This is a genomic window from Streptomyces sp. NPDC021212 (genome assembly GCF_044332925.1).
Classification (GTDB): Bacteria; Actinomycetota; Actinomycetes; order Streptomycetales; family Streptomycetaceae; genus Streptomyces.
Map to the genome: position 1 here is coordinate 84,023 of NZ_JBIRPZ010000014.1, position 24,387 is coordinate 108,409.

Annotated in this window: 21 protein-coding genes; 12 read left to right on the forward strand and 9 right to left on the reverse strand. The window is 66.8% G+C overall.

Translation table 11 applies throughout. The features are described from left to right. Positions 1–940: 940 nt before the first annotated feature. Both ACH4SI_RS32415 and ACH4SI_RS32420 read left to right on the forward strand, forming a co-directional pair. Positions 941–2,047: an ImmA/IrrE family metallo-endopeptidase gene (locus tag ACH4SI_RS32415; RefSeq protein ID WP_398301999.1), complete on the forward strand. Its 1,107-nt coding sequence runs from the start codon at positions 941–943 to the stop codon at positions 2,045–2,047. Between the two features lie 4 nt (positions 2,048–2,051). Beyond that, positions 2,052–3,272, forward strand: a complete 1,221-nt coding sequence (locus tag ACH4SI_RS32420; protein WP_398302001.1) for a hypothetical protein — start codon at positions 2,052–2,054, stop codon at positions 3,270–3,272. On the opposite strand, the gene ACH4SI_RS32425 is transcribed toward ACH4SI_RS32420, so the two are convergent. The 5 genes from ACH4SI_RS32425 to ACH4SI_RS32445 form a co-directional block, all read right to left on the reverse strand. Next, positions 3,257–3,880, reverse strand: coding sequence for a hypothetical protein (locus ACH4SI_RS32425; RefSeq protein WP_398302003.1), 624 nt, complete (start codon positions 3,878–3,880; stop codon positions 3,257–3,259). The genes ACH4SI_RS32420 and ACH4SI_RS32425 overlap by 16 nt on opposite strands. Before the next feature lie 42 nt (positions 3,881–3,922). Then, positions 3,923–4,252 carry a hypothetical protein gene (locus tag ACH4SI_RS32430; protein ID WP_398302005.1) on the reverse strand — a complete coding sequence of 110 codons (330 nt, stop codon included), beginning with the start codon at positions 4,250–4,252 and terminating at the stop codon, positions 3,923–3,925. 522 nt (positions 4,253–4,774) lie between these two features. After that, positions 4,775–5,908, reverse strand: coding sequence for a tetratricopeptide repeat protein (locus tag ACH4SI_RS32435; RefSeq protein WP_398302007.1), 1,134 nt, complete (start codon positions 5,906–5,908; stop codon positions 4,775–4,777). A gap of 61 nt (positions 5,909–5,969) precedes the next feature. Continuing rightward, a complete protein-coding gene (locus ACH4SI_RS32440; protein ID WP_398302010.1) occupies positions 5,970–7,433 on the reverse strand; it encodes an ATP-binding protein in 1,464 nt (487 codons plus the stop codon). Positions 7,434–7,517: 84 nt separating this feature from the next. Continuing rightward, positions 7,518–7,988, reverse strand: coding sequence for a hypothetical protein (locus tag ACH4SI_RS32445; RefSeq protein WP_398302012.1), 471 nt, complete (start codon positions 7,986–7,988; stop codon positions 7,518–7,520). 863 nt (positions 7,989–8,851) lie between these two features. Between ACH4SI_RS32445 and ACH4SI_RS32450 the strand changes: the two genes are divergently transcribed. Both ACH4SI_RS32450 and ACH4SI_RS32455 read left to right on the forward strand, forming a co-directional pair. Continuing rightward, a complete protein-coding gene (locus ACH4SI_RS32450) occupies positions 8,852–10,033 on the forward strand; it encodes a helicase associated domain-containing protein (protein WP_398302014.1) in 1,182 nt (393 codons plus the stop codon). A gap of 509 nt (positions 10,034–10,542) precedes the next feature. Continuing rightward, positions 10,543–11,553 (forward strand): pentapeptide repeat-containing protein, encoded by a 1,011-nt coding sequence (locus ACH4SI_RS32455; RefSeq protein WP_398302016.1) that lies wholly within the window; start codon positions 10,543–10,545, stop codon positions 11,551–11,553. 235 nt (positions 11,554–11,788) lie between these two features. Here ACH4SI_RS32455 and ACH4SI_RS32460 read toward each other — a convergent pair whose 3' ends face one another. The 3 genes from ACH4SI_RS32460 to ACH4SI_RS32470 all read right to left on the reverse strand — a co-directional run bounded on the left by ACH4SI_RS32460 (position 11,789) and on the right by ACH4SI_RS32470 (position 13,974). After that, on the reverse strand, positions 11,789–12,193 hold the full coding sequence (locus ACH4SI_RS32460) for a DUF2690 domain-containing protein (RefSeq protein WP_398302018.1): 405 nt from the start codon (positions 12,191–12,193) through the stop codon (positions 11,789–11,791). 34 nt (positions 12,194–12,227) lie between these two features. Then, positions 12,228–12,734, reverse strand: a complete 507-nt coding sequence (locus ACH4SI_RS32465; RefSeq protein ID WP_398302291.1) for a hypothetical protein — start codon at positions 12,732–12,734, stop codon at positions 12,228–12,230. Positions 12,735–12,834: 100 nt separating this feature from the next. Beyond that, positions 12,835–13,974 (reverse strand): GH25 family lysozyme, encoded by a 1,140-nt coding sequence (locus ACH4SI_RS32470; RefSeq protein WP_398302293.1) that lies wholly within the window; start codon positions 13,972–13,974, stop codon positions 12,835–12,837. A 311-nt stretch (positions 13,975–14,285) separates the two neighbouring features. Between ACH4SI_RS32470 and ACH4SI_RS32475 the strand changes: the two genes are divergently transcribed. From ACH4SI_RS32475 to ACH4SI_RS32500, 6 genes are all read left to right on the forward strand, one after another. Beyond that, positions 14,286–18,068, forward strand: coding sequence for a helix-turn-helix domain-containing protein (locus tag ACH4SI_RS32475; protein WP_398302020.1), 3,783 nt, complete (start codon positions 14,286–14,288; stop codon positions 18,066–18,068). A 210-nt stretch (positions 18,069–18,278) separates the two neighbouring features. Further along, complete coding sequence (locus ACH4SI_RS32480) at positions 18,279–18,827, forward strand: CHAP domain-containing protein (protein ID WP_398302022.1); 549 nt, start codon at positions 18,279–18,281, stop codon at positions 18,825–18,827. A gap of 134 nt (positions 18,828–18,961) precedes the next feature. Further along, positions 18,962–19,396 (forward strand): winged helix-turn-helix domain-containing protein, encoded by a 435-nt coding sequence (locus tag ACH4SI_RS32485; protein WP_398302024.1) that lies wholly within the window; start codon positions 18,962–18,964, stop codon positions 19,394–19,396. Further along, positions 19,393–19,968 carry an IS630 family transposase gene (locus tag ACH4SI_RS32490; RefSeq protein ID WP_398302026.1) on the forward strand — a complete coding sequence of 192 codons (576 nt, stop codon included), beginning with the start codon at positions 19,393–19,395 and terminating at the stop codon, positions 19,966–19,968. The genes ACH4SI_RS32485 and ACH4SI_RS32490 overlap by 4 nt, the downstream gene beginning before the upstream one ends. 257 nt (positions 19,969–20,225) lie before the next feature. Then, positions 20,226–20,579, forward strand: a complete 354-nt coding sequence (locus ACH4SI_RS32495; RefSeq protein ID WP_398302029.1) for a peptidoglycan-binding protein — start codon at positions 20,226–20,228, stop codon at positions 20,577–20,579. A gap of 160 nt (positions 20,580–20,739) precedes the next feature. After that, the gene (locus tag ACH4SI_RS32500; protein WP_398302031.1) at positions 20,740–21,225 is read left to right on the forward strand and encodes a hypothetical protein; all 486 of its coding nucleotides are present in this window, start codon (positions 20,740–20,742) and stop codon (positions 21,223–21,225) included. A 202-nt stretch (positions 21,226–21,427) separates the two neighbouring features. Here ACH4SI_RS32500 and ACH4SI_RS32505 read toward each other — a convergent pair whose 3' ends face one another. Further along, entirely contained in the window at positions 21,428–21,997 is a 570-nt protein-coding gene (locus ACH4SI_RS32505; RefSeq protein WP_398302033.1) for a TetR/AcrR family transcriptional regulator, read from the reverse strand. Between the two features lie 630 nt (positions 21,998–22,627). On the opposite strand from ACH4SI_RS32505, the gene ACH4SI_RS32510 reads away from it, so the two are divergent. Together ACH4SI_RS32510 and ACH4SI_RS32515 are read left to right on the forward strand one after the other, a co-directional pair. Continuing rightward, the gene (locus ACH4SI_RS32510; protein ID WP_398302035.1) at positions 22,628–23,104 is read left to right on the forward strand and encodes a hypothetical protein; all 477 of its coding nucleotides are present in this window, start codon (positions 22,628–22,630) and stop codon (positions 23,102–23,104) included. Between the two features lie 194 nt (positions 23,105–23,298). Beyond that, a complete protein-coding gene (locus ACH4SI_RS32515; RefSeq protein ID WP_398302037.1) occupies positions 23,299–24,147 on the forward strand; it encodes a hypothetical protein in 849 nt (282 codons plus the stop codon). Positions 24,148–24,387: the final 240 nt, after the last annotated feature.

Here is a 24,387-nt window from a genome sequence, read left to right on the forward strand (position 1 = left end):
CCACCTTCCGCACACTGCCCCTCACCTGCGCGAAAGCCTCCAGCACAAGAAGTGCGGGCCCCTCACGGCATCTGACAGCCCGGTCCAGAGCCCTGTACAACCACCGGTAGGCACCGGCAATAATCCCGTGACGGGGGTGGTCATTGGGCGGACAGGTTGTCATCCGACGCGATTTCAGGGGGACTTGTGGACGGCTCACCGCCGTCACCCGCCTGAGTGCCGCATCGTCGGCGGGCTGCGCATTCCCGGTGCCTTCCTGGGACTTGCAACTCTGGAGACCGTTGCCGGGAGTTATGGCTATCGCGGACAGGCGCCCGCCCCGTCGGCGACTTCGCCAGCCAGCGCCCGCTACTCACCGCCTCGGAGCCTACCCCGGTACAAGCGCGGCTGTGCCGGTACGGCCGGGCAGATGGCCGGGATGACCGCGATCGTCCTACACGACTTGGACAACACCAGTAGTCCCGCGTCGGGTTCGCTACGCAGCCCGGACCGCCGACGAATCCAGCAACGAGCAGTTGTACGTCTGGGTCCGGGCCCGCGAGGCGATGGCCCTGCTTCAGCTACGGCGCACCGAAGGCCGTGGTTTGGCCTCGCCGAACAGCCCGCCACGCAGCCAGGCAGCTCCCCACGGCTGCGGCGACGTTTGCGGGCCGCCGTAGCCGCCCGTGCGGTACATCCTCAGCGACCAACTCGAGCAGGTCCGCTCCGCGTTCGCAGCCGCCGACACCCCTCATCGAACGGCTTCCCGAGGGCGAGTGGTCGGATATGTGGCTGACGTACGGCGAGCAGAAGCACTACGTGCACCTCGGCCACGTCTACACCGCACTCCAAGACACGGCTCGCCTTCATGAGAGCCAGCAGCGTGCGCTGAAGCCGAATCAGTCGGGGAATATTTCGTGTTAATGTTTTGAGGTCTGATCTGAGGTGGTATGACGTGTCAGTGACCGGTGCCCTGCAAGCACATCCCGGGATGCTCGTGTTGGCGCGCGAGTCGCGGGGATTGACGCAGGTCGACGTCGCCGCTGCCATGACCAAGATGGCTCCCGCCGGGGCAGCAGCGGTGTCCCAGGGGTACGTCAGCCGGGCGGAATCGGGGCGCCTCACGGTCGGCGAGGGCCGTCTGGAGTCGTACGCCGCCGCCCTCGGCTACCCGCCAGATCTGCTCTGCCTGGATCCTCAGGTGAGCGGGGTGGGGGTGGGGTTGATCCACCACCGCAAGCGGGCTGCGCTGTCGGCGTCGGCGCTGCGTCGTATCCACGCCCAACTCGCCTTGGTGCGGCTTCAAATGACGGGAATCACGCAGGCCGCCTCGACGGCGAACAGCCCGCACCGGTTCCCGCGCGTGGCCCTGGACGACCTCACGACCGCCAAGGACGCAGCCCGGCAGGTGCGCCGCGCCTGGGATCTGCCGCCGGGGCCGGTGGCAGATGTAATCGCCTCGATCGAAGACGCCGGGGGCTGGGTCGTGGTGCGGAACCTGGGCAGCGAGCTGCTGGATGCGGTCAGTCAGTGGGACGACCTGCAGGTCCCGCTGATGCTGGTCAACGACCATGCGCCGGGCGATCGTTGCCGCTTCAGTGTCGCGCACGAGCTGGGGCACCTGGTGATGCATGCTGGTCCCGGCACCCCGAGCGAGCAGGAAAAGCAGGCCGACGCCTTCGCGGCAGAGTTCTTGATGCCTGCGGCCGACATCCGGAAGGCGTTCTCCGACGGTGTGAATCTGGCCCGACTGGCGGAGCTTAAGCGTGTCTGGCGGGTGTCGATGAGCGCGCTGCTGCGGCGTGCGCTCACCCTGAACGCCATCACTGAATGGCAGTACCGCACGGTGATGGTGGAGATGTCGGCGCTCGGCTACCGCACCGCCGAGCCGGTCGAGGTGGCGCCGGAGCGGCCACGGCACGTCCGGGCGCTGGTGGACTCCCTGTTGTCGGTGCGTGGTCTTACAGTCGACCAGGCGGCCGCGTGCGCCCGCCTGCTACCCGAGGACTTCAAGCGCCTGTACGTGGCAGGCGACCGCTCGCTATCCCCTGAGCCGCTTCGAAGGTGAGGACATGATCGACCCGTATGCTCCGCTGCCGCGCCCGCGCTCCGATCTCGCTCAGCCTCCCGACACACCGCAGCCCCTGTCCGGTGCGCTGAGCGTTCTGCAGGGGCGCATGCTGCTGCAGGTGACTCCTGCCCGTGTCGGCTATCTGCGTACGCAGCTCGATGCGAGCCGTAGCGGACTGGTGCTGTGCGGGAAGAACGCGCTGCGGCAGGCCAGGAAGCTGCGTGGCCAAGAGCAGTTCAGCGGGCCGCTGCTGGTGGATCCGGCCGTGTACGAGTCGCGGGCGGCCAGCGAGGAGGAGCCGTTCCCGCACGCGTCCGAGGACACCTTCGCCTTCGACGATCCACTTACGGTGTCACTGGCCGAGCAGCGGGCGGTTGGGGTTACGGCGCCCGTGACTCCAACCGGCTACATCCAGGCCGAGGACTCCGACGCGCTCAAGGCGGCGGCGCAGCGGGTAGCCGAACTGGACGATGTCGTCTTCGCCGTTCCGGTCGACGTGGGCTGGCTACGGGAGGAAGACACGGTGCGGCAGCTGATCGCCTGCCTGCGGCTGGTGAAGGGACCGAAGGCCATCATGCTGGGCGGGCAGATGGACCCTCTCGCCCGTCATGCCAAGGCCGTCGGCCACCTGCAGCAGGTGATCGAAGAGGTGCCGGGCGCCGCGCTGCTGCGCACCGATCTGGCTGCCTTCGGTGCGCTGGCTGCGGGGGCAGCATTCACGGCGTTCGGCGCGGGCAGTCGGCTGCGGCACATCGTCGCCCCCGGCGAGAAGGCCAAGACCAGCAAGGGCTTCTCAACGTCGCCGCACGTACTGTTTCCCGAACTGATGGACTTCTTCCTCGGTAAGACTCTGGCCGACCGCTTCGCCGCCGCCCCGGCTCCCGTCTGCGGCTGTGCGGCATGTGGCGGACAGTGGGCGCTGGATGCGTTCGCCAAAAACGCCGGTGAGCGGCCGGCGAGGGCGGCCGCGCACAATGTGGCGGTGCTGATGGGGTGGCTGCGCACTCTCACCGCTACCGCTCCCGGGCTGGCGCGCCAGAAGTGGTGGCATGAGCGCTGTTGTGCGGCGGTGGAGCAGTACCCGCTGGTGAACGCACAACTGCGGCAGCCGGATGCCTTCAAGGTGCCCCAACAGCTGAAGCGGTGGGCACTGGCCGCCCCGGTATCGGCTCCGGACGGGGCGAAGGGACAGACGAAAGCGGAGGATCACCGCAGGAGCTGATACAGCTCCTCGGTGAAGCACCATGCCGCCGCGGTGTGCCGCAGCGGCCGGTACTCCCCCGGATGAAGCAGCATCTCGACACCATGCTCGGCGGCGAGGAACACGCCGATGCCGTAGAAGTCGGCCTCGGCCAGCAGCTCCTCCAAGCGGGCAGGGCGCCGGGTAAACACCATGGCACGACGGCAGAACGGAGCGAACCGGCCCGCGTCCCGCAGTCCCTGGCGCCATCCGGCGGCGGACACTACTGCCAGGTCCACACGTACCGGCCGCACCGCACGCCGGGTCACGGTCTCGCGGTCGCGGTCTGCGGCCCCTGAGGGCAGGGCACGAACCGCCCTGCGCTGGTCGGCATCGAGTGAGGCGAGGGGAACGGGGATGCCCACCGGAAGCGCCAGAAGCGTTTCCAGCACCTCCATCTGATCCAGCCTGGCTGCGGCAGCGTCCTGACGCCTGAGGCGCTCGGCGGCGTCTGTCCGGTAAAAGAAGAGGGCCTCCACACCCTGGAGGGAAGCCGCCCTGGCCTGGGTGTCAGCCTCCAGCAGGGCAGCCGAAGCCGTCCATACGGAACGGCCGATCACGGAGCTCGCCAAGGTCATCATGGCCTCCACCCTGCCTCACCGGGCGCCGGGAGATCGCAGCGGCCCCGCCGACTATCCAACCCGCATGGGTACGGTCTCTTCTGCCAAACAGCTCAACAGGTCTCCAAGACACTGCCAAAGTGCCTCGTTGTCGCTGCGCCGGTACCAGCGTCGCCGCTCCCCCGGCGTCCGCGGCAGCCTCTCGGCCAGACCCGCCTCCACCAGTGCCCGCATCGGCGCCTGGTAGACGCTCGCCGGTGCGTGGTGGGCGGCGGCGAGGTCTCCCAGACACACGCCCCGGTCATCGGCCGACGCGAGCGCCCACATCAGCTCTGCCCGGTAACGGTTGCCGAAGACCCGTACGGACGCCTCACGCAGCCGTTCCAAGACCTCTTGAGACATGATTCATCATTCGCTAATCAAAGAGTGAATGTCAACGCCGAGGCCCGGGTTGTCAGCGGGCACCGCCGGGGCCCTGGAAACCAGGGCCTGCCGACCGTCCGAATCCAACGCCCGCCGCCAGCGGTTCGCCGACATCCGGGTCACCCTGAACCGCCGAGCCACCCCCGGTCACTTGCCCCGCAGCGGCCGCCAACCGGATGCGCTCACAGCTAGCCCGTCCTCAGCCGTTAGCCCTCGACCATCGGGATACCGAACGTCTCGCACTGGCTGGTCTACGCCGACGGGGCACGCGAACACATAAAGCGCATGGCGACGCCCGCGGCCGAGCCAAGGCCCCGGCGGGGTGGAAGGTCGAACAGGAGATCGTGCGCGAGGAGAACCGGTGCCTGCGAGCCGAGGTCGAGCGGTTCAAGACGGCGGTCCGCCGAAACCTGGGCCAGCAAGTCGGCCCAGCTCGGCTCCGCCGACCTGGGCGCTCGCGTCGGTGAACTCACCGCACAGAACCGGCAGCTGCAAGGCCCGCTACTTCTTATAGAGGTTGCGTCGGAGTTCGGCGCAGATGGACTCGACGTCTTCGTTGAGCTGGCGTTGCCCGAGAGGTGCCATGGCGTCAAGATACCGAGATGTCATTGCCGGATTATCTCTTCTCAATCTCCCATACAACTCCGCCGCCTCCCGGAAACATGCTCGCGCCTCGCCGGGCCGCTTCAGGCACTCGATTACTTGCCCTAGATTGAAGAGGGATTGAGCGACATCCGCCTCGTGTAGCGACGGGTTATCTACGGCAAGTCGACGACGTATCCGCAGAGCCCTCCGATGGACGTCTTCAGCGTCAGAAAATCGCTTCAACGACCATAGTGTGGTGCCTAGATTATTGAGCGATCGACCGAGAGCCGCTTCGTGAAGGACCGGGTTGCTGCTCGCGAGACGCTCCCGGATCTCCACTGCCTCACTGATCACGGGGAACGCTTCGCCGCTCTTCCCGTTGTCACCCAAACGAGCAGCTAGGTTACTTAGGGCGCTCGCGAAGTCTGGTTCAAATAGGTTGGGGTTTTCCCTTACGAGCCGTCTGGTTACGCTCACTGCTTCACGTGCCACATTCAACGCCGGCTTGGCCATGCCGAGACTTACCAGGTCGTCCGAGTAGTGAATCAAGGCCCTTGCCAGGATAGGTTCATGTGTCTTTGGGTTGCGAGATGCCATTTGGCGCGATATGTCAACGGCGCGCTTCGTGGCTCTCGCCGATCCCCCTACGTTCCCACGGCGGAATCGCATTACAGCAAGAGTCAGGAGCGAATCAGTGAGTCCTGGCGCATGACTTGGGTCCCGTACAGTAAGTCGCTTTCTGATCTTCATCGCTTCTTCTATAGCGGCCTGAGCATCGCCGATGTCTCCTCTGTCAGATAGGTGCGCCGATAGGTTCGTTAGGGCGCGGGCTATTCCGGGTTCGTCGGGCGTCGGCAAGGAGCGATACACTTCCACTGCATCCCTTATAGCCTGCAGCGCCAGGTCCGGTTGCCCTAGGTCAGCCAAGTACGCTCCGCGATTATTGAGCATCAACGCGAATTTCGCGCCGTGCTGCGTGAAGTCTTCATCCGCCAGCTCCTTGCAGATACCCACCGCTTCCTCCGTGGCTGACAAGGCTTCTTTGGCCATCCCGGCATATCCGAACCGTTTGGCCAGTTTGTGGTGAATTCTGACCCGATCGGCTGGATTTTCAGTTCTGCTCAGGCGTTCCACACTGAGCCGCGCTGTGATGGCGGCGATACCCGTTGTCCAGGTCAGTGTGACGATCCTCAGGGAAAGAGGCCTCTACGGCTTCCAGGAGCCCCGAGTCGAGGTCAATGTCGGCAAGAGCCGTGAGGACGGCGCTTCCGGCAGTGACGGCCAGCGTTGGGTCAGCGCGCAGGATCGCACGAAGGTGCGTGGAGACGTGGGGCCAGCGGCCGGGCGCCGCGGCGGCGGTCAGGAAGGTGAGAGCCCGGAGGATGTGCTCTGGTGGCTCACCGTTGGCATCGCGGCGGGTAAGAGCCTCGACAGTCGATGGAGCCCATGATTCGGCCGAGTAGCCGGTGACGCTGTGGCCGGGCAGGGCTAGTGCGAGGAAGTCCTCGGCGAGCCGATCGGGGTAGAGCGGCTCCAAGACGGTGCCGGTCTCGGTGGGCGGATAGCACATGGCGTGATCGGCAAGCACCCTGTCCGTTGAGTCAAGGTGGAGGGCGCTCAGAAGCGAGGCGCCCTTGGGGTGTGTGGTGGCACCGGACAGGGCGGCCGTGAACACTGTGCGGCTCATCACCGACGGCGACGTGCGGAAGTCCAGTCCTTCATACTGGTTGGTGTGCAGCTGAGTCCAGTGCTTACGTTCCCGATCCAGTAGATACGAGGAAAGATGGGCCATGTCCTCCGGAGGTCTATCGCCGTGGACGTGAGCATCCACGGTGGCCAAGGCGGCAATATGGAGGGCGAGGACGAGGCCGAATTCCGGGCGATGGAGCGAGCTGGGTGGCCCGATCACAGCATCGGCGACGCCGTAACCCGCGGCGAAACAGTCGCGCGCCACGGTGAACATTCGGTCTCGATCACTCCGGCCGGCTTGGTCAGTCAGCGGTTGAAGAGGAAGATCGACGGCGTCCGACTGCATATGTTCCAGAGAAGCACGGACTGCGGGCCAGGCCTTGACCGAGCGAGCCAGCAAGAGCAGGCGAGTGGGTATCTGCCGGTGGAGTAGAGCGTTACTGAACAGCCAGGCGAGATGTGAGGGTGGCCACCGGTCGGCATAGTCGACGATCATCAGAAGGCCAGTGGCACTCTCTAGCCGCATGTCCTGGCTGGCAGGGGGTGGCAGGACGGTGACCGCACTGTGGGTTGCGTCAACAATTTTCCATCCGGCCATTGCGCTCCTGGCGGCGAACTGGGCAGCTAGACGGCTTTTGCCCTGACCGCCTGGGCCATGCAGCCACAGGGCCGAAAGTCTGGGACCGAGCCGGTCGCGCCAGGCTTCGAGTCGACTCAGCTCCCGATCGCGGCCGGTGAAGTCGACGACTTGGAACCGTGCATTCAGGAGACGGCTGGGCTGCGCTGTCAGCCAGTTATCGTCCGGACTCGGACGGGCGGAGCGGTGTTCGGTGAGCAGATAGACCGGGCCACGGTCCGGGAAGACATGTAGGTCGGCGCCGACCACTCCGTACCCGAATCCGTTGACAACACGTACCATCTGCAGGGAGCCTCCAGATCCCTGTTGGGGGCCGGTACCCTGCTGACTCACTTACGTACCACCGAAGTCCTCAGGAGACGTGTTAGGCGGCTGCCGACTGGTTGCCGCTTGGTGCATGAAGACATTGCCGTCTTGGGCAGCGATCACCAGGCCTCCGTTGCTGGCGATGTTGTTCTGCACCTTCTGCGCCCAGCTCTTCTGAGAATCTGGGAGGGCCGCGCAGATGTCGTTGATCAGCACCGTGAGCTCACCCGCAGTATCGCGTTCCTGCTGCAAGAGCTGCTCCAGTTGCATGTGCCACATGGGGACTAGAGCCTGGCGCGCCTGTTCGGTGTTCTCGGCACGTGACACCAGCACGGAGTTGTTATCCAGCTGAGCCTTGAGGGCCGATTCTTGAGCCGGATCGTGACGGCCGAGGAGTCCTGCGGCCCTGTTTCGGGCAGTCTCCCAGGCGTCTGTCGCCATGGCGCCCACCAGGGTCGTGGCGCCGGACAGGGCGAGAGCCTGAAGCTCTTCCAGCATCAAGCGCCTCCTTGATCGTATGCCCTGCTAACTTCCCAGCCCCAACAACAGTCTCCGCCGGATGCCAAACGCCCGCATCCTCGCTCCCACAGCCAGCAGCACATGGATCGCCGAGGCCCGGGACACGTTCGCTCGGTCGCTGGCCGACGCTTCCTGCGCATCCCCGCAGCTGGTCATCTCTCGGGCTGTGACGCGTGGTCTCGGCGGTCGCATCCGCAGCCACCGGGCACATCAACCTCCCGGCTTGCCCGGGAGCCGGCCTCCCCGCGCAGCGGGGCTCACGCCGTTACTCCTTGCGCCGCCGCTGTTCCCCCATCTCCATCGGCCTTGCCCGCCCCGTTTGCGTCATCGTCCTGCAGCAGGGGTGATGTTTTCCGTCCATGTTGATCTCGCCGGTAGGCAGTGCGTGTTCCACCAGGTCGCAGGCGGTGCGGCGTGCCTCCGGGCCAGGTACTGCTCGATCACTGTCTGGACCTCCCTCGCCGTCCAGAACGATGTCGTACGGCATCTCGACGGCGGGGGATTCCTAGCTTGAGGATGAAGGGGGTCGGATCAGTGACGAGACGGGACCGCAGCAGCACCTGGTCATGGCCGAGCAAAGACAGGAACCGTCCTCGGGGTGCCAAGTGCTAATGCCTGCTACTTCTTTGCCACTCCCCACCCTGGCAGCGCATGCATACCGGTCTGCACGAAAATGACACCGACTTTCGTCACTTGTGTCATACGTAATCGGCGAAGGATGTCAGCAGCTTGTCCCTGTTCAAGCAGGGTTCTCCACTGACATCACAGTGACGATCACCGACTGACAATCACACGCAGACCATCACCTCCGGACTTCCACTGCCAGCGGGCAGGCCACCTCCGTGGTCGCGCTCGACCCGCAGCACGAGGACACCGGCGAAGACGAGGACGAGCAGGCCGCAGAGGGAGCAGACGACAGCGCCAGCACCGCCGAGGACCACGGCGAAGACCACCTGGAAGAGGGCGTCGAGCGCGCGGAGGCCGACGGCGGCCGCCAGGAGGAAGAAGCCGGGGCGGAGGCGGCGGGGGTGCCGTTGCTGCGGTTCTCCCTGCCGCGCAACCCCAACGTCATCGCCGCCTTCCTGCGCACCCGCGTGTTGCGGCCCGACTCTGAGGTGTGGCTGACCGGCTACAACGCCCTGCGCAAGTGGGTCCAAGCCCGCGGCGATGCGCAGGTGCCGCTGGACGCGGTCGTCCCCATCAGCACGACCGAAAGCGATGGCGGCGACGGTGACGGCGGGACGTATGCGCTGGGGGCCTGGGTCAGCGAGCAGCGGCGCCAGTTCCGCCTCGGCACGCTGAAGCCGTGGCGCGCCGAGCTGCTGGAGGAGCTGGACATGGTCTGGTCGGTCACCGACGCCCGGTTCTGGAAGAACCTGGCCGCGGCCCGGGTTTATCACACGGTCCACGGGACGCTCGCCGCGCCCAAGGACGCGGTCGTGGACGGGGTAGCGGTGGGCCAGTGGCTGGCCAATCTCCGCAAAGCCGGCGGCCTGGGCCGGGACGAAGAACGGGCGGCCGACCGCCGCAGGGCGCTGGAAGCCATCGACCCTGACTGGAACCCGGACTGGCCCATCGACTGGCAACGCCGGTACGCGGCGCTGGCCAGCCTGATCGCGGACCAGGCGACGCTGGCCGAACTCCTGCCCGGCGTAACCCTCGGCGACCAGGACATCGGCGCGTGGCTGAAGGCGCAGCGCGAGGGCTGGGAGCAGCTGAGCGACGGGCAGCGCGAGCGCCTGGCGCGGCTCGGTGTCACGCCGCTCCCCAAGCCGGAAGAACCGCCTGCCAAGGCCCGTAAGGGCGCCTTGGGAGCCTTCGAGCGGGGCATTGCGGCCCTGGCGCAGTACAAGGCCCGCACCGGCTCGGTGAAGGTTCCCAGGGCCCACATAGAGACGGTCGTGGTCAACGGCCAAGAGCATTCTGTGAGGCTCGGGGTATGGCGCAGCAACATGCGCAGTCGACAGGCGGCGCTGTCCGACGTGCAGCGGCAGCAGCTGGCGGATCTGGGGGTGCTTGATTGACCCAGTGGTGGATGGGCTGGTTTCCGAGAGGCGGTGTGGGAGGGGCTATTGCTGGCTGCAGGTGCTTTTCGCGTCGCTCCGCTGCGGGGTGAGATACAAAACCGCAGGCCAACCAGTCGAACAATCAAACCGAACGCGCCACCAGACCACGCCCATCACACCAGAAACACAACCCGCCCCCAGCCCCAAATCCCAAACGAAAGACGAAACAACAGACCAGAACAGCCACAACATCACTGCCATCAGCCTTTGTCGCCCTCTTCCACTGACGCACTGGCTTCCGGTGAGATGGAGCAGTGACTGGAAGGGCACCACGCACGCGCGCACGCCGCGCACAGCTGCAGCGGATCAGGCAACGCCGCAGCCGGATGCGGACTGGGGCAACAAGGCGGGCTTTGGCCAGCCCGCGACGGTCGGAGACACGCCGTCTCCTTGCGCAGCTACGGCGGATAGCGCCTATACGACAGACAGCGAGTCCTGCCGAGACTGGTGGAAGGTGGCAGCAATGGGTGACCCTGGCAAGCACCACATTGCCTGCACTGGCAGCTGTGGCGGCGCTGGTCTTCACCTGGGTGTCAGTCGATCAGAACGGAGAGCAACTGCGGATAAGCGAGCAAGGACAGATCACGGATCGTTTCAATGCCGCAGTTGAGCATCTGGCCTCGAACGTCCTTGACGTGCGCCTTGGCGGCATATACGCGCTACAGCGGATCATGACTGACTCCCCCCGGGATGAATTCTCGGTGATCCAGATTCTTGCCGCCTTCGTCCGTGAGCGCCAGCCTGCAAAGAGCGCACCGGAGGGGGCAGCGATGGAGAAGAAACTTCCCTCGTCAGGTCCGGCTACAGGCGGGCACGGAGTATGTGATTCAAGTTTCTTGGCAGATGCGAAACCTCCTGCCACGGACATTCGTGCCGCCGTCACGGCACTCGCTCAGCGGGAGCGGCCGCGTGATGGAAATGTCCACGTGGATCTAACGTCGACCTCTCTAAGGGGAATGGATTTTTCAAATTTAGATCTTCGTGGGTTCATTCTGTCTGGCGCCGACCTTGGCCAGGCCGACTTCACAAAGGCGAACCTCAATGGCGTTGACCTCTCAGGCGCGAACCTCGTCGGAGCAGGCATGGACGGATCGGACCTCCGCCGAGCAGTAATTAGCGCGGCGGACTTCCGGTATTCCTCGGGGGAAGGAATCAACCTCGCCGCCATCTCCAACGACGACCCCGTCCCCGACTTCTCTTGCGCCTACTTTGAACGAGCAAAAATAGCTGAGGCGGATATTACTGGCATCTGGCAGCAGGCGGACCTCAGGGGTGCAGATCTATCTGGAGCTAGCCTTCAAGGAAGTTCGATGGAAAACATCGATCTGACAGGTTCTGACCTTACCCACGCCGATTTGAGGTATGCAAATTTGACGGGCGCGAACCTCCGGTCGGCCGATCTCTCCGGGGCTCAGCTCCAACACGCGGTTCTCAACCATGTTCATACGGGGAAGGGTACGAAAATCAAGCTTTCTTGACGGCGACAGGCGCGCGTACGCACCGCCCCGCTCCTACCGCCTTGCCGTGACCGTCAACACCCGCAGCCCGCTTACCTCACAGGACTCCAGTCGGCCTGAGCTGAGCGCCCACTCTGCCACGAGGGTCGGTGCCTTCCCCCGAGAGGTACCGACCCTTGCGCCCTGCGTCATCCCGGTACCCGTCTTCCCTGCAACCGCCGGCCCCGCGTGGACGAACCCGGGGCCGGGGCGAGCATCAGTAGCTGTGGGTGCAGTCGACGTTCCCGCTCCACGTACCGCACGCCCACGCCTTCACGTCCTTGTCGTTGACCATGACGCTGAAGAAGTGGCCGCTGCCGTACGTGGTGTACTGCTTGCCCTGGTCGTTCTTGATCTGGATCTTGGAGCCGGACGGGGCGCTGATCACGAAGCGGCCCCAGGCGGCGCGGCACGAGGGGCTGTAGCGCAGTTCCATGGCCGTGATCGGGCCGCTGCCCTCGGCCACCGTGCGGGCGTCGTTGGCGCAGGTCGTACTGACGGGGTTCAGGCCGTTGCAGGAGGAGCCGTAGCAACTGGTGGTGGCGGATGCGGAGGGCGCGGAGACCAGGCCGCCAGCCAGCAGTGCTCCGGTGCCCAGGAGGACGGCTGCGAGGTGCTTCATGGGATGCCTTTCCGCTTCGGTTCGGATCGGAGGGTCAGGAGCTGGCGGCGGAGGTGCAGGCGGAGCTGCCGCCGCAGTAGGTGATGTCCCAGTGGTTACTTTCGCGGGCGTAGACGTTGCCTGCTGAGGAGCGGTAGCGCACCGCGCCGTCACCCCGGTTGGAGATGTGGGTGAAACTGCTGGTGATGTAGTTGCTGATGCAGGTTTTCGGCGTGATGTCGGCCTTGTAGCCGTGGTAGTGGCTGTACGTGCCAGAGGCATGCCCCACCTCGGTGCCACCCGTGACATTGATCGCACAGCCACTGGCGCTCTTGAGGGTCTTGAGACCGCTGACGGTGGCCTGGTTGATCTGTTCGAACGACGTGCAGCTGGGGTTGGAGCGGGTGGTGCAGTTGCCGCTGGAGGACCAAGTGACCCCGGCTGCGCGCAGTTGGGAGGCGGCGGCCGACTGGGAGAGCTTGGTGACGGCGAACGCGTTGCCGGGCAGGGCAAGCACGGTGGCGACACCGAGGGCCCCTGCGGTGAGGCCGAGACGGCGCATGGTGCGAATGTTGGGCACGGCGAATTCTCCTTTGTTGGTCTGGTGCCGGTCCGACAGCTGCGGTTCGCGGACCGGCAGGGATTTTTCGGCCATGGCTGAGTCAGTTGACCAGCGCCAGCCACGTGTTGGGGCCGACGATGCCGTCCGGGGTCAAGTGGCTGCGGGTCTGGAAGGCGACTACGGCGTCATGGGTGGCCGCTCCGAAAGAGCCGTCGATCGACAGCGCCGCGCCATGGGCTTTCAGTTCGGCCTGCACCGCGCGGACGGCCGGGCCGTGGTCGCCTTCCTTGACGGTGGTGATGAGGGCTTGCCAGGTCTTGGGGCCGACGATGCCGTCGGGGGTGAGCTGGTTGCGGGTCTGGAAGGCGACCACCGCGTCATGGGTGGCCGCTCCGAAAGAGCCGTCGATGGCCAGCGCCGTGCCGTGGGTGTTGAGGAGGTACTGGACGGTGGTCACCTGTCGGCCGCTGTAGCCCTGCTGGACGACCGGCCATGCGCCAGCCGGTGGTGGTGGCGGCGGCGTGTAGGTGCCTTGGACAGCGAGGTTCCGCAGGTCCTGCTCGGTGCCGTTGAAGACGTCCTGGTCACCGGGAAACGTGCCGGAGTCGGAGGTCTGCCAGAACGCGTACGTGGACCAGCCATTGGGCAGTGGGTGCGGGGTTCCGGTCCAGCTCCCGATCCAGATCAGGTTGGTGGCGGCGAAGGCGGACGAGTTTCCGGTGCACTGCGACCACCACGAGGTGTTGGTGTTGATCACCGGGTGGCGGCCGGTGCGGCGCCGGTATTCGGCGTCGAATGAGGCGATCCAGCCGACCATGGCACTAGGGCTGATCCCGTAGCAGGTAGGCAGGCCCGGTGTGGCCTCGATGTCGAGGACTCCGGGCAGGGTCCTGCGGTCGGGGCGCCAGGCGCCTCCGTGGTCGACGAAGTAGTCGGCCTGGGCGCTGCCGGAGGCCTTGTCCGGCCTGGCGAAGTGATAGGCGCCGCGGATCAGTCCGGCCGCCGCAGCACCGTCGTACTGCTGAGCGAAGCGGGAACTTATGTAGGAGGTGCCCTCGGTCGCCTTGACGAAGGCGAAGGAGGCTCCGTCGGCGGCGACCGCGGACCAGTCCACGCTCTCCTGGTAGGCGCTGACGTCGAGCCCTCGCACGGTGGCGTCCGTTGTCTGCAGCGTCGCCGGTTCCCGGTCCGTCGCCGATGCGGCGGGCGAGGTGACAAGTGTCGCCGCTGTGACGGTCACCGCGGCCAACGCGCCGAGCGTCCCCGCCCGCACACCGCGTCTGATGCGAGGGATAACTCCCTGAACAGGAGTTCGGTCAAGAAGCGTCATTCGTGGATTCCCTTCACGGGTTGCCGACCTGCGGATTGTCGTCCCGTCACATGTTTGTAGGCCGGTGCGTTGTTGCGCACCCCGGCACTGCCAGGTGCAACAAACGCCGCCGCGGCCCGGCTGTGGGCGCCAATCGGCCGGAAGGGGCTGTTCAGGGGTGCGATGCCGACGACACTGGTGCCACTGTTGGCCTGTTGCTCTCGTTGACCAAGGGGGACGGAGTGGGGCGTCGTGAGAGACCGCTGGATCCGGCGGCCGGGCCGGTCCAGCGTTTCGCGTTCGACTTACGCAAGCTGCGTCAGGAGGCCGGAGGTCTGACCTACCGAGCCATGGCGCAGCGCACGAACTATTCGGTCACTTCCTTGTCGAGGGCGGCCGCAGGTGGCCAACTTGCCTCGCTGGAGGTGGTACTGGCCTATGTGCGGGCATGCGGTGCGGATCCCGAGGACTGGGAGCGGCGCTGGCGGGAAGTGGCCGGGGAAGCGGCCGTGGAGGCGGAGGCCGCCGATGACACCGACGCCCCATACCGGGGACTGACTCGCTTCGAAACCGGCGACCGGCATCTGTTCTTCGGGCGCGAGCAACTCGTGGCCCAGCTGACCGAGCGGGTGCGGTCCTGCCGCGTGGTCGCGTTGGTGGGCGCCTCCGGAAGCGGCAAGTCGTCCCTGCTGCGCGCGGGGCTACTTCCGTCCCTCCAAACCGAGCAGTCGGCGCAGTGCCGGCTGGCGGCCATCCGGATCCTCACCCCGGGGCCGCACCCGTCGTCCGCCCACTCCCGCGCGTTGACGGCGAGTGAGGAAGCCGGTGACACGGTGGTCGTGGTCGACCAGTTCGAGGAGCTGTTCACCCTGTGCTCGGACCCGGCCGAGCGTGCGGCGTTCCTCGATCTGCTGGTGAGTGCAGTGGAACCGGAGAGCAGACTGCGGGTGGTGATCGCAGTACGGGCGGACTTTCTCGGCCGCTGTGCCGAGCACCGTCCGCTCGCCGCCGCCCTCACCGACGCCACCTTCCTCCTCGGACCCATGGGACCGGACGAACTGCGCGACGCGATCGTCCGACCCGCCATGGCGGCACGGCTGATCGTCGAGCGCACGTTGACGGCGAGGGTCCTCGAGGACGTCGCCGAGGAGCCGGGCGGACTGCCGCTCATGTCCCACGCGCTGCTGGAGACCTGGCGCCGCCGCAGAGGGCGCACCCTCACGCTTGCCGCCTACGAGGCCGCGGGAGGTGTCCACGGTGCTCTCACCCGCACCGCCGAGGAGTTCTACGCCGGCCTTTCGCCGGAGCAGGCCGAGGTCGCCCGGCGCATCCTGCTGCGCCTGATCACGCCCGGGGAAGGGGCCCAGGACACCAGCCGTCCCGCCGAGCACGCCGAACTGCGGGAATTGAGCGCCACCGGCCAGCCCACCGACCTGGCTCGGGTACTGGAGCAACTGGTCCGCGCCCGGCTGGTCACACTCGACGGCGACATGGTGCACCTGGCGCACGAAGCACTGATCACCGCGTGGCCACGGCTGCAGTCCTGGATCGACGGCGCCCGCGAAAGGCTTCGGGTCCACCGCCAGCTCACGGAGGCCGCCCGCGCCTGGGAGGCGTTCGACGGGGACACCGGGGCCCTGTACCGCGGCACCCGCCTGGCCACGGCCGAGGAGTGCCTCACCGGGCATCGCTCGGACCTCACCCAGGCCGAGGCGGCGTTCCTCGACGCCAGCGTCGCCGCCCGTGAGCAGGAGCGGCGGGCGGCGGCTCGCACCGCCCGGCGTATGCGCTCACTGCTGGCCGCGGTGACCGCCCTTCTCCTGCTCGCATCGACGGCCGCCGTCATCGCCTTCCAACAGCGTTCGCTGGCTCGGGCCGGCCGCGACCGCGCGGTGGCCGAGCAGGTGGTCGCCGAGGCGGGCCAGCTGAATGCGACCGATCCATCGCTGGCGGCGCGGATGTATCTGGCGGCGCACCGGCTGCGGTCGGACCGCGAAGCCGCCGCAGGACTGCTGGACACGCAGAACATCGCACTGTCCTCCGTACTGTCCGGTCACTCCCAGCCGGTGTACGCGGTGGCGTTCTCACCGGACGGACGGACGCTGGCGACGGGGGCCGGTGACGACACCATCCGGCTGTGGAGCCTGGCCGACCCCGCGCACCCCGTCCCGCTCGGCAGACCGCTGACCGGGCACAAGAGCTGGGTGTACTGGCTGCAGTTCTCGCCGGACGGCCGCACCCTGGCCAGCGCGAGCCGGGACCGTACGGCACGGCTGTGGGACGTTCGTGACCCGCTGCACCCGAAGGCACTCGGCAGACCGCTGACCGGCCACCGCGATTTCGTCTTCTCCGTGTCGTTCAGCCGCGACGGACGCACCCTGGCCACCGCCAGTCAGGACCGAACCGTACGGCTGTGGAACGTCTCGGACCCGGCGCACGCCAAACCGATGGGTCACTCGCTCACCGGTTCCCGCGAACCCGTCTCCTCGGCTGCTTTCAGCCCGGACGGCCGCACGGTGGCGGCTCCCGGCCACGATCACCTGATCCGCCTGTGGAACGTCACCGGCAGGGTCCAGCCGAAGCAGTGGCGGAAACCGCTGAACAACCCGGACGTCGTCTACGCGGTCGCCTTCCGCAAGGACAGCAAACTCATGGCCAGCGTGGGCAACGACCACAAGGTGCGGCTGTGGGACACCTCCGAGCCGGAGCACGCCGAGCCGCTGGGCCGACCGCTGACCGGTCATACCGGCACCCTGCTCGCGGTGGCGTTCTCACCGGACGGGCGGACGCTCGCCACGGGCGGCGCGGACCACACCATCCGGCTGTGGGACGTCTCCGACCCGCGGCATCCGGCCGCCCTAGGGCAGCCGTTGATCGGGCACGCCGGATTCGTCAACTGGCTGGCGTTCAGCCCCGACGGGCGATCCCTGGCCAGCGTGAGCGACGACCACAGCGTACGTCTGTGGCATCTTCCCCGCGCGCTCCTGGCCGGCCATCTTGGCAGCGTCACCGGCATCGCGTTTAACCGGGACGGCCGTGTATTGGCCAGCGCGAGCGCCGGAAGGGTACGGCTGTGGGACGTCCGCGATCCGGCGGGCGGCAGGCAGTTGAGCGAGCTTCCCGGTCAGCACCTCGCCATCCGGATGGTGTTCCAGCCGCGAGGTCGGTTGCTCGCGAGCGCCGCCAGTGACGGCACCGTACGGCTGTGGGACGTCTCAACTCCGGGCCGCCCTCGGCGGGCCGGCCTGATCCGCACCGGCGGCGCCGACCAGGCCGATGGCGTGCTGGCGTTCACGCCTGACGGGCATCTGCTGGTCACAGGCGGCCCCAAGTACAGCCTCCGGCTGTGGAACGTCACCGACCCCGCACGCCCCGCCAGCCTCGGCGGCCCGCTGACCGGCCACATCAGCTTCGTCCACTGGGCAGGCGTCAGCCCGGACGGCCATACCCTGGCCAGCACCAGCGAGGACGACAAGGTCCGCCTGTGGGACATCCGCGACCCTGTCCGTCCCAGGTCCCTGCCGGACATCCGAACAGGCGACACCGGCGGCACCCTATGGGGCGCCTTCAGCCCTGACGGACGGCTGCTGGCCACCGCCGGCGTCGGCCACGACGTACGACTGTGGAATGTCCGCACTCCCGCGCACGCCTCGGCCGTCGGCAGATCGCTGACCGGGCACACCGGTCGGGTGACCTGGGTGGGCTTCAGCGCGGACGGTCACACGCTGGCCTCCACCAGTGAGGACCGGAGCGTCCTGCTGTGGGACTTGACCGACCCTGCTCGACCAGCTCCCTGGGGCAGGGCGCTCACCGCAGGACACACCGAAGCGATAGCGACGGGCGCGTACCGCCCGGACGGGCAGCTCCTGGCCACAGCGGGATCCGACGGCACGATCGAGTTCACGTCCCTGAGGCTCGGCCCGGCGATCCGGCGGATCTGCGCCGGCACCGCCGGTCAACTCACCTCGGTGCAATGGCAGAACTACGTACGGGAACGCCCCTACGCCCAGTCCTGCCGCGCCTGACGATCCCTACCCCTTCTTTCCCACTTGCCTTGACCTGTGCTGAAGGTGCTGTGCCGGCGTTTGTTTCGTGCTGCGGCAGGGGCCTGCGCAACAACCGGGCGGCTCGGAACCTGGTGTTCGGCGGGCCGTCGAACGGCGGCGGCACCCGCCCTGCCCGAGCAGTCGCTCGCGGTTTCGCAGACACCGCAAGAAGGGAAAGAAGGAGTGATCGTGACCGAGTCCGTTGACGAGACCAAGCCGGTCGATGCCAGCCAGGAGGTGACGCCCGCCGAACTGGCCGTACTGGACGCCGTCGCGCTGCGGGACACGAACGCCCCCTCGGCGAAGGTCGCCCGAATCGCCAAGAAGGAGGTGGGATACCGGGAAAGCGGAACCAACCACACCAAGTACGGTCGGTGGTACGGCGCCGACGGTCAGGAGTGGTGCGACGTCTTCGTCAGCTGGGTCTTTCACCAGGCGGGCCAGCTGGCGGCCATCGGCGGCAAGCACAAGTACGTCCCCGACCACCTCACCTGGTTCAAGAACCAGCACCGCTTCTACCGCCGGGGCGCCGCTGGTGGTGGTCCGCGCGAAGGCTGCGTGATCTTCTTCGACTTCAACGGTCACGACGGCGAGGACCACATCGGGATCGTGACGTCCTACGACGACACTCACGTCTACACCGTCGAAGGAAACCGCTCCGACCAGGTCCAGCGGCTGAAGTACCCCCGCACCAGCCACCTCATCTGGGGCTACGGCCACCCCGCCTGGAACTACTGACTTTTTCGTTAGTTCTGTGGGTGCGGGGGCTTCAGTGGTGTGAGTATCCAGTGGTGTCCTCTCGCGCTGAGTCTGATGTCTGTGCTGTATCTGTTCCGCCGTTGACGCGGCCGCAGTTGGCCGAGGCCCGTCGCATGCGCGCGGCCGAGATGTTCGAGCGGGGGTGTGCCCAGGCCGAGGTCGCGCGGGCGGTGGGAGTCTGCCTGGAGAGCGTCCGGCGCTGGAAACGGGTGTGGGAGCAGGGCGGGATGCAGGCACTGCGACGGCGCCCGGCTACCGGCCGCCCGCCCAAACTCGACGACGCTCAAGTCGCGGCCGTGGAAGCAGCGTTGGTGCAGGGCGCCCAGGCGCACGGGTTCGAGGCCGATCTGTGGACTCTGGAACGGGTGGGTGTGGTGGTGGAGCGGCTGACCGGGGTGCAGCTGGCGCGGGCGTCGGTGTGGCGGCTGCTGACCGGACGGATGGGCTGGAGCCTGCAGCGCCCCCAGCGCCGGGCCGTCGAGCGGGACGACGCCGAGATCGCCCGGTGGATCGCCCACGAGTGGCCCCGCATCAAAAAGGGGCAGTGAAGAAACGTGCCTGGATCGTCTTCTTCGATGAATCGGGCGTGTCCCTGCTGCCCCAGATACGCCGCACCTACGCGCCCCGCGGTCGCACTCCCACCCTGCGGCACCGGCTGAACTGGAAACGGGCCGGTATGGCCGCCGCACTGGGCTACCACGCCGCCGACATTGAACGCGGGCCGCGGCTGTGCTTCCACCTCAAGCCGGGCAGCTACGACACCACTTCCCTGATCCACGTGCTGGAACAGATCAAAACCTTCTACGCCGGTGACCGGGTGGTGCTGGTCTGGGACGGACTGTCCGCCCACTGGAGCCGGCGCATGCGGGCCTGGGCGGACGAACAGGAGTGGCTGACGCTGGAGCGACTGCCGGCCTACGCACCCGAACTCAACCCCGTGGAATTACTGTGGTCGGCCATCAAAGCACGCAAGCTCGCCAACCTTGCCGCAGACCATCTCGCCGACATCGCCGACGCAGCCGAGCGCGGCATCCACCGAATCTGCTCCAGCGAACAACTCCCATGGTCCTTCCTCACCCACACCGGCCTAACAATCCACTCCAAAACACCACAGAACTAACGAAAAACTCAGTAGTGACCTGCCGACCGGGCGCCCCACGGGGGTGGACGCCCGCGCACTACCCCTCCTTCGGCCCTGAGGCGTGGCCGTCCCACAGCGACAGACGGGCGGCCGCTGCCTCCGGCACCGCCCGTGTCTCTAGCACGTGTGCCGAGTCATGAGCTCGCCCGGCGGACCACCAGCAGCCCAGTCGATCTCAAGCGCGAGGCGACGAGGCCACGGCTTATCTACGTTCCCCTCACCTGACGGGATCCCCCATGGAAGATCTCACACGAAAACCACCTGCCATACGGCGAGCCCTTGCCGCCGCCGCTCTGGTCGGCGCCGTGTTCCTCGGCGCTCTCAGCGCCACCGACGCAGGTGCAGCATCCTCCTCCACAGCCCATGGATGTCATTGGGTCAGCAGCCTGCCCACCAACGTTCTCAGGCAAGGCAGCACGGGCACGTGTGTGAAGTATCTGCAGAGCAAACTCGCCGTCCCTGCCGACGGCATCTTCGGCCATCAGACGCACCACGCAGTGGTCGTCACCCAAGAACACTGCGGGCTGCAGACAGACGGCATCGTAGGCGCCAGAACCTGGGACGCCCTCCTGCACTGGTGCCGCGAATAAGAGCGCACAGCCACACAGGGGCCGGACACGCGCACCGAGGGCGACTGGTGCCGACCGGCGTCGCCGTTTCACTCCTCTCACAGCGCTCGTCCAAGCCACTCTCCAGCCGCACATTGCCGGGGCCTGGCATTTGATCAGCTGCGACCGAAGGCGACTGCGGTTGGCGGTCATCGATAGCGACCAAGCAGCCAGCAACACGCGGAAACACCTGTTCCAGCCGAGTCCGAAGGAGACGCAGAAAATGAACATCCGTAAAGGCATGGTCGCCGCAGTAGCCGGCCTTGCTCTGGGCACAGGGGCTGCCGGAATCCCCACAGCCAGCTCCCTCGCCAGCCCGGTGACCACCACCACGAGCCAAAACTGCTGGTACGGGGGAACCCACACCACCGGCGGCGCCAAGATGCAGTACTACGAATGCCGCCGCACATACGGGGGCCGTATCCAAAGCAGCATCAAGATCCGCGTCATCGACACCACGAACGACGGCATGTGCGCATTCGGCCGAGGCGACATCGGAAACGACAAAAACAGCGCCTACCCACGAGTCTTCGCCCGAAGCTGCACCACCGGCGCATGGTCCGCCTGGGAGCGAAGCGGCTGGTGGAACGGCGACCAAGGCTACGAATACGTCTACCTCGGCCACTGACCAGCAGCAACGGCCTCGCACCTGGGCTTCAACGACGACGGCCGCTTCTACCGGCTGAAGCAGCACAAGTCTCCTGAGCCCCTGCACATCGGCGACGCGATTTTGCTGCGCCCGAGCGACGTCGACCAGATCATCAAGCTCTCCATGCTCTGGGTGAAGAACAGGTTGCTGCCGCAGCCAAGGCGGTCGTGCTGCACTTCGCTCAGGCTCCGTACAGCGCTAGGACGGCCTCTCGCTCGTTCCGCCCGCCGCGCCCCAACGGCCGTTGAAGTCGTCCAGGGCGCGGCGTTGCTGTTCCTCTCGGGCGATCTGCTGGCGAGCACGGTGCGGTCGACGTATGGTTCGGCGGCGAGAACCAAGCGCTGGCTACGGCAGGGCGACTCCCGGCGCTCGATGGTGCGCCCACCCCGCCGAAGTGGCACCGCTCAGTGCGGTGCGCCTCGTCCGGGCTCACGCGGAAGCTGGCGCTGCGCGTACTGCTCGTCCTGGCGGCGACCCGCTCACGCGGTGGACTGCCGTTGGCGGCCTCGTGCGCATCCTTCCTCAACGCGGCGAACCGCTGGCCGACGCGCACCAGCTCCGCCCGGTCCTTGAAGTGCAGATACACGCTGGGGGCCGAGATCCCGACCTCCCGCGCGACCGCGCGCAACGACAGGTCCCCTTCCCTGCCGGACTCGGTCAGCATCCGCGCGGCGGCGGCGAGGATCTCCTCCTTCAACGCGCCGCCCTCTCCCCACCGGCTCGGTGTGCGGCGCTCGAACCCCTCGGTCATTCCGGCTCCTTCTTCGACTGCTACGGCTTCTCCGGCTACGGCGAGGCAGTAGTGATTGTGGCCGGATTCCGTCGCCGTTGGTGAGGGGAGGGGTGTGAGCTCGTGGCCGGTGTCCGCGATGCGGCGGGGCATGGGCGACGTGGTGGCGACCCCGCGCGGCGTTACCTGGCTCGATCCGGTCCAGCGTGCCGTTGAGCGCCGTGGCCAGAGGCCCAGCTCGGTACGAGAAGCGGCCAGCCCCGGGAACCGGCTGGACAGGCCGCCATGCGCGATGCCCTGGGTGCCCCTGAGTGGCCGAGTTCACCCCCGACGGCCGGCGGCAGGGTCGGGACCCGGCGACGTCCCGGCGATCCGGGCCCGGACAGCGCCTCCATGCGGTCCGGCGGTGCCGGGCGGCGACGGCCCATCCCTGCCTCGCCTCCCCCATCGGCGCAACGTGGCGGACCCAACCTAAGCGTGATCGTCAATCCGCTACAACCATGATGACTTGCGGTTTTCCGTCACTTCACCACGTGCCGGAACACCTTGGAGTTTTTGTTGCATGCCGTGGAACGAGGGTGCGCAACAACGCGTCGGCTCGAAACCCTGGTGCGTGGCCACTCGTACACCTCGACCAGGAAGGACCATCACGTGGAGTGGAAGAAGCAGGCTGTGCGCATCGGCGTCTCCGGTGCGGCAATCCTGGCCCTCGGTATGTCGGCGTTTCCAGCGCACGCTGGAGGAGTGAACATCTCCAGCTGGGGGACGGAGCGTTGCAACACCGTCAACTGGTTCTGCCTGTACTACTACACGGGCGCTCAGGGGGCCGGCTGGGGTTACCCGCACGCTGATGCCAACGTCCATGACCTCGGCAACTATCGTTTCCCGAGCAACGACGGCGCGGGAAGCGGTCAGGTCATCCGCAACAACGCCGAATCCGCCGAGGATGCCTCCGACTGCAATGTCGGGATCTGGGAGTATCCCAACTTCAACAACTACCATTTCACCAGCGGGAACTACGACGTCCTGAGCCACTGGAGGGGTGGCAATCTGGGCCAGCTAAGCAAAGACGAGGCCTCGATCGCGGTCTGGGACTCGACCTACTGCCCCGGCAGGGGCGAGGGCTGATCTCGACCGGTGGGGTGCCGCGCTGACGCGGCACCCCACCGCTACCGCTTCTACCTCCACCTCAGGGAGTTGCTGTGACACGTGCCCCTGGCCTCGGCTGGAAGACAGTGCCGGCCGCACTGGTCGCCCTGGGAGTCCTCAGCGCCTGCTCGGCGTCCCAGGAACACCGTTACGAGCCACCCACCGCTACGCCCGTGGTCTTCGACATTGCCAGGCTTCACCTTCCCGTCGAAACGTACATGCTGACCCCATACGAGACCGTCGAGTACGACCACCTGAGCCACTTGCTGCTCGGCGACTGCATGCGGCGTTTCGGCTTCGACTATCCCGTGGCCCCGCTGCCCGGGCGCAACAGCACGGCCGTGCTGGGCTATACGATCCTCTATCGCAGGTACGGCCTGACGGACGATGCCGAGGCTCGCACGTGGGGTTACCACCGACCACGTCAGACTCCCAGTACCCGCTCCCGCGGAGCGACCGCAACCGGCAAGAAACTCATGGACTACCCACCGGCCGCCAGACTTGTCCTGCTGGGTGCCGCGTCCACAGCACACAAGGTCGTACAGACACCCTCTGGTGAGCGCACCGTGCCGCCGGGGGGCTGTGCAGGCGAGGCGTACCGCCGGCTGGAAAGTTCCTCCGCCAGTCCGCAGGGCCCAGGATCCGAGCCGGGCGGGCTGGTATCGCGGATCAAGCGGAAGAGTTTCGCGGACTCGATGCATGACTCCCGGGTGACCACCGTATTCCACGCCTGGGCTTCTTGCATGAAGTCACATGGCTATGAGGTGCGGTCCCCTCTTCAGGTCACCGCCGACCTGGCCTCGATCCGCTCCCCCGCGCCGAGTGCTGAAGAGATCTCCCGTGCCGTGGCCGACACCGCATGCAAGAAAGACACCAATCTCGCCGGCGTCTGGTACGCCGTCGAATCCGACTACCAAAAGGCGGCCATCACAGAGAACCGCTCAGCCCTTGCCGCCATCAAGAACAAAGTCGAGGCCCAGGCAGCCGTCATCCGTCGGCTGGCCAACAGCCGACACCTCTGACAGGACGCCAGCAGGAGGGGAGAAGCAGTTGTCGTGGACCGCTCTCGCAGACCGGAATCCGAGCAAGGCCGCCCGACCGTGGTGGTCGACGGCGAGGTAAAGCAGGCGCGCGGAGCTCGCGGCCGACAAGCTCGCCGTGCTCGCCGGCCTTGGGCCGCGGCGTACGGCCTTCGCGCAGGTCAGCCGGACCGTACTACGCGAAGTGCCGCTTCCGGCTTGGGGTACTACCGTCTGAAGCAT

What these genes read in the sequence shown, in the direction of transcription:
- ACH4SI_RS32420 (WP_398302001.1), top strand. Translation starts at nt 2,052, where the DNA reads ATGATCGACCCGTATGCTCCGCTGCCGCGCCCGCGCTCCGATCTCGCT.
- ACH4SI_RS32430 (WP_398302005.1), bottom strand. Translation starts at nt 4,252, where the DNA reads ATGTCTCAAGAGGTCTTGGAACGGCTGCGTGAGGCGTCCGTACGGGTC.
- ACH4SI_RS32435 (WP_398302007.1), bottom strand. Translation starts at nt 5,908, where the DNA reads ATGGCCAAAGAAGCCTTGTCAGCCACGGAGGAAGCGGTGGGTATCTGC.
- ACH4SI_RS32445 (WP_398302012.1), bottom strand. Translation starts at nt 7,988, where the DNA reads ATGCTGGAAGAGCTTCAGGCTCTCGCCCTGTCCGGCGCCACGACCCTG.
- ACH4SI_RS32460 (WP_398302018.1), bottom strand. Translation starts at nt 12,193, where the DNA reads ATGAAGCACCTCGCAGCCGTCCTCCTGGGCACCGGAGCACTGCTGGCT.
- ACH4SI_RS32465 (WP_398302291.1), bottom strand. Translation starts at nt 12,734, where the DNA reads ATGCGCCGTCTCGGCCTCACCGCAGGGGCCCTCGGTGTCGCCACCGTG.
- ACH4SI_RS32485 (WP_398302024.1), top strand. Translation starts at nt 18,962, where the DNA reads ATGCGCGCGGCCGAGATGTTCGAGCGGGGGTGTGCCCAGGCCGAGGTC.
- ACH4SI_RS32495 (WP_398302029.1), top strand. Translation starts at nt 20,226, where the DNA reads ATGGAAGATCTCACACGAAAACCACCTGCCATACGGCGAGCCCTTGCC.
- ACH4SI_RS32505 (WP_398302033.1), bottom strand. Translation starts at nt 21,997, where the DNA reads ATGACCGAGGGGTTCGAGCGCCGCACACCGAGCCGGTGGGGAGAGGGC.